Source organism: Dietzia sp. DQ11-44 (genome assembly GCF_014145205.1).
Taxonomy (GTDB): domain Bacteria; phylum Actinomycetota; class Actinomycetes; order Mycobacteriales; family Mycobacteriaceae; genus Dietzia; species Dietzia natronolimnaea.
In genome coordinates, this window is the sequence record NZ_JAALEC010000254.1 from 1 (window position 1) to 4525 (window position 4525).

4 protein-coding genes and 1 pseudogene are annotated in these 4525 nt (G+C 70.6%); 1 reads left to right on the forward strand and 4 read right to left on the reverse strand.

Going from position 1 to position 4525, the window contains the following annotated elements; all coding sequences use genetic code 11:
- Both G6018_RS07260 and G6018_RS07265 read right to left on the reverse strand, forming a co-directional pair.
- A pseudogene (locus tag G6018_RS07260) lies at positions 1–325 on the reverse strand (hypothetical protein); the annotation flags it as partial.
- Positions 322–783 (reverse strand): SRPBCC family protein, encoded by a 462-nt coding sequence (locus G6018_RS07265; RefSeq protein WP_182609375.1) that lies wholly within the window; start codon positions 781–783, stop codon positions 322–324. The pseudogene G6018_RS07260 and the gene G6018_RS07265, both read right to left, overlap by 4 nt.
- Before the next feature lie 145 nt (positions 784–928).
- On the opposite strand from G6018_RS07265, the gene G6018_RS07270 reads away from it, so the two are divergent.
- Positions 929–2728: a long-chain fatty acid--CoA ligase gene (locus tag G6018_RS07270; protein ID WP_179525042.1), complete on the forward strand. Its 1800-nt coding sequence runs from the start codon at positions 929–931 to the stop codon at positions 2726–2728.
- A gap of 30 nt (positions 2729–2758) precedes the next feature.
- Here the strand turns inward: G6018_RS07270 and G6018_RS07275 are convergent, their stop codons facing one another.
- On the reverse strand, positions 2759–3892 hold the full coding sequence (locus G6018_RS07275; RefSeq protein ID WP_182639265.1) for a glycosyltransferase family 4 protein: 1134 nt from the start codon (positions 3890–3892) through the stop codon (positions 2759–2761).
- Between the two features lie 52 nt (positions 3893–3944).
- Positions 3945–4525: NlpC/P60 family protein (locus tag G6018_RS07280; protein ID WP_182639266.1), on the reverse strand; the 581-nt coding region annotated here is incomplete at its 5' end.

The following is a 4525-nucleotide window of genomic DNA, read 5'->3' on the forward strand; positions in this document are numbered from 1 at the left end:
ACACTCCCGCGGCGGCCGCCCGCCGGGCGTACTCCCATCCCAGGACAGCGGCGAGGGGCGCGTCCCCTCCGGCGGCCAGCGCCGCGAGCACGTCGTCGTCCGGATCCACCGCACCGGACCTGTACGACTCGAGTCTCGCGGTGGCGTCGTCGACACGGACCTCCACGGGCCCCTCGTCGGTCGTGTCCAGCCGCGGATCCACCGCACCGGGGTCCCCGGTCAGGATGAGGGCCGTTCCGCCCGCGTCGAGCAGGAACTGCGCGGTCACCTCCGACCTGGCCGGGGGGTCGCCCCCCATGACGATCGCGACCCTGGCGCCGGTCACCGCGACTCGGCCCGGCGCTTGAGTTCACGCAGGGCCTCGGAGAGGATCCGCCGTTCGGCCCGGTCGCGGAGCCGGCCGATCACCGGCACCACGAGTTCTATCTCCAGCTCGTAGTCGACCCTGGTGCCGCCCTCGACCGGTTCGAGGCGATAGGAGCCCTTCTGCGCACGTTGCAGCGCCGAACTTTCCAGCCTCCACTCGACGACCCTGTGGTCCGCCGACCAGGAGTAGGCGAGGACGTAGTCGTCGACGATCGCGCCCGCCTCCAGGGCGAACCGGACCCGGTCCGGACGACCGTCCGCGCCGACGGACAGGACCTCGGCGACCCGGATCGACGTGGACCATTCGGGATACGAGTCGAAGTCCGAGATGACGGCCATCACGTCCTCGACCGTCGCGTCGATCACGGTGGAGTCGCTGGTCGGCCACACCTCGGGGGCGCCGTTGTCCTCGCTCATATCCCCCAGCTTCACATATCTTCGGCCGGGATGCGCCCTGGCGACCGGCGCCCGGGCACACGGGTGACGTGGATGCCGTCCGGCCCCGGGGATAGTGTGTCCTCACTGCGATTAGACCATCGATCGTCTCCACCAGGAGGACCCTTTGCGCGAATACGTCGCCGCCCCCGCCACTTTCACCGTCCCCGACGACTGGTCCTGCGCCCAGGCGGCCTACGACCGCGCGGAGCGGACGCCGGACAACGTGGCGTTCCAGCGGCCGGTCGACGGTCGGTGGACGGATGTCACCAACCGGGAGTTCGCCGAGACGGTCCGCGTGGTGGGTCGGGGTCTCGTCGCCCGAGGCGTCCAGGCCGGGGACAGGGTCGCCCTCCTGTGCTCGACCCGATACGAGTGGAACGTGATCGACTTCGCGATCTGGGCCGCCGGCGCGGTCACGGTGCCCGTCTACGACAGCTCCTCGGCCGAGCAGATCCGGTGGATCATGGAGGATTCGGGCGCCCGGCTCGCCATCGTCGAGAAGGAGACCCACGCCGCCACCACCCGCGAGGGGATCAGCGGGCTGGAGGCGGCCCCCGACGTCCTCGTGATCGAAGGAGACACCCCCGCGTTGGACGCCCTCGCCGCGGGTGCGACCGAGGTGCCCGACGCGGTACTCGACGAACGGCGCGCCGGGGTGACCGCCGACTCCCCCGCGACGTTGATCTACACCTCGGGCACCACCGGACGCCCCAAGGGGTGCATGCTCACCCACCGCAACTTCATGTCCGAGGCCCTCGCGGTCCTCGAGACGCCGTTGAACCAGTACCTCCGCCAGGACGCGACCACCGTCATGTTCCTGCCCCTGGCCCACGTGCTGGCCCGCGCCATCACCTACGCCGGGTTCCACGCGGGTGTCCGCATCGCCCACTCGTCGGACCTGACCAATCTCGTGGACACGTTCTCCGAGATGCAGCCCCACTACATCCTGGCCGTCCCGCGCGTGTTCCAGAAGGTCTTCAACAAGGCCCAGGCCACCGCCCAGGACGGCGGCACCGTCAAGGCCTGGATGTTCGACAAGGCCACCGACACCGCGGTCGCGTACTCCAAGGCCAACCGCAGTGGACGCGTCGGGCCGCTGCTCAGGCTTCGCCACGCCCTGTTCGCCAAGCTCGTCTACGCCAAGCTCGTCGCGGCGCTCGGCGGCCGCTGTGAGATCGCCATCTCGGGTGGGGCGCCCCTCGGTGAGCGCCTGACGCACTTCTTCGACGGCATCGGTGTCAACATCTTCGAGGGATACGGCCTCACCGAGACGTGCGCCGCGATCGCGGTCAACACCCCCGGTCAGATGCGTATCGGCACCGTCGGCCAGCCGCTGCCCGGGTGTGCGGTCCGGATCGCACCTGACGGTGAGGTCGAGGTGAGCGGCCCGGTGGTGACCTCCGGCTACTGGCGTAACGAGCGCGCCACCGCCGAGGCGTTCTCCGACGGGTGGTTCAGGACCGGGGACCTCGGGTCCCTGGACGAGGACGGCTACCTGACCATCACCGGTCGCAAGAAGGAGATCATCGTCACCGCCGGGGGCAAGAACGTCGCCCCGAGCCAGCTCGAGGACGCGCTCCGGGCCGACCCGCTCGTGGCCGAGGCGGTGTGCGTGGGCGACGGCAAGCCGTTCATCTCGGTGCTGCTCACCCTCGACCCGGAGGCACTGGAGCGGTGGAAGGCCCACCACGGTAAGACCGGCTCGCTGTACGAGCTGCTCCGGGACGCGGACATGATCGAGCATCTCGACCAGGCGCTGTCCCGGGCCAACCGGACCGTCTCCCACTCCGAGGCGATCAAGAAGTACCACGTGCTACCCGACCAGTTCACCGAGGAGACCGGGGAGCTCACCGCCTCACTCAAGGTCAAGCGGAACGTGGTGCACCAGAAGTTCGCGGCCCAGATCGAGGACCTCTACGCCTGACCCACGGCCGGGTCGGGGTTCGAGCCGGGGTTAGTCGCCGGAGAGCACCCGCCGCATGTCGCGTGCCAGGTCCTCCCAGCGCCACGACCCGAGAACCCAGGAGCGTCCGCGGACGCCCATCGCGGAGGCGCGTGGCCGGTCCGAGAGCAGACCGGCCACGGCCTCGACGATCTCGCCGTCCGAGGTCCCGTCCACCACGAGACCGGTGCTCCCGTCCACGACGGTCTCCGGAGCGCCACCACTCCGGCCGGCCACCACGGGGACACCGCAGGCGGACGCCTCCAGGTACACGATCCCCAGCCCCTCCACGTCCAGTCCCCCGCCCCGGGTGCGGCACGGCATGGCGAACACGTCCGCCATCCGGTGGTGGTCGACGATCTCGTCCGCCGGGATCCGACCGGTGAAGATCACCCGGTCGGACACCCCGTGCCTGCGGGCCAGCCCCTCGAGCGTGCGACGGTACGGACCACCCCCGACGACGACGAGGACCGCTCCCGGAACGCGGCGGGCGATCTCGGGCAACGAGCGGATGAGCGCATCCTGACCCTTGCGCGGGACGAGTCGTGAGAGACACACGATCACCTCCCGGTCCGCCACCCCGTAGCGCTCCCGGATCGCCCTACGCCGCACGGGATCGGGACGGAACCTGGCCGTGTCGACGCCTCCGGGCTGGTGCACGAGTCGGGCGTGTGGACCGAACGCCGCCGCGAAGCGACGTCTCGTGTAGTCACTCACGTAGGTGACGGCGTCGGTGGACTCCCCGATCAGCCTGAGCACCTGCCGCGAACCCGGCAGCATCGACCACCCCACCTCGTGACCGTGGGTGCTGGCGACGATCCGGGTGACGGGACCCTCCCGGAGGACGGGCGCCATCACGGCCAGCGGCGCCGCCGCACCGAACCACACCGTGCTCGCCCCGAAGTCCGAGGCGAGCCTCCGCGCACGCACCGCGAGCTCCGGCGTGGGCAGCAGCATCTCCGTCGGCACCCTCTCGACCAGGTAGGGACGGGAGTCGTCGTAGTCGGTCGAGTCGCTACCCCGGAACGTCGAGGCGAGGACCGCCACGTCCTCGGGATCGAGATGCGCCAGATAGGTCTCCAGGTACGACTGGATGCCGCCGGGTCGCGGCGGGTAGTCGTTGGTGATCAGCAGGGTCTTCGTCATCACGTCCGAGACTGCCACAGTGTCCGGGGAGGCCCCGCCCGGAGTCCCCGCGTCAGTACCGACGGATCCCGCTGATCGGCATCGAGTCGACCTTGTCGAGTTTGACCGGGACCCCATAGGTCGACGCGTGCAGCACCAGTCCGTCGCCGGCGTACATGCCGACGTGTGTCGCCCCCGGGTAGTAGATGACGAGGTCACCCGGTTGGATGTCGGCCATCGCGACGGGCGCGCCCGACACCGCCTGCGCCTGACTGGACCGCGGGAGCGTCTTCCCCTCCTGCGCGTACGCCCACACCATGAGGCCCGAACAGTCGAACTCGTCCGCACCGGTCGCCCCCCAGGAATACGGGGCACCGAGCCGGGTGAGAGCCACGTTCAGCGCCGCCGTGTTGACGCCGTCGACCGCGGGGGCGACGTAACCGGGCGGGACCAGGGGGCCGCCGGCCCAGAGCGCACGCTGCGCGTCCGAGAGGGCGTCGACACGACGTCTCACCTCATCGATCCGCACCCGCATCTCCTCCGAGCGCCGATCGAGCTCATCAGCCCGACTCCGGGCGTCCCGGGCCGAGGCCCGAGCGATCTCCGAGGCGGCGAGCGCGTCCCCGCGGAGGCGGGCGGCCTCCGCCGAGGCGG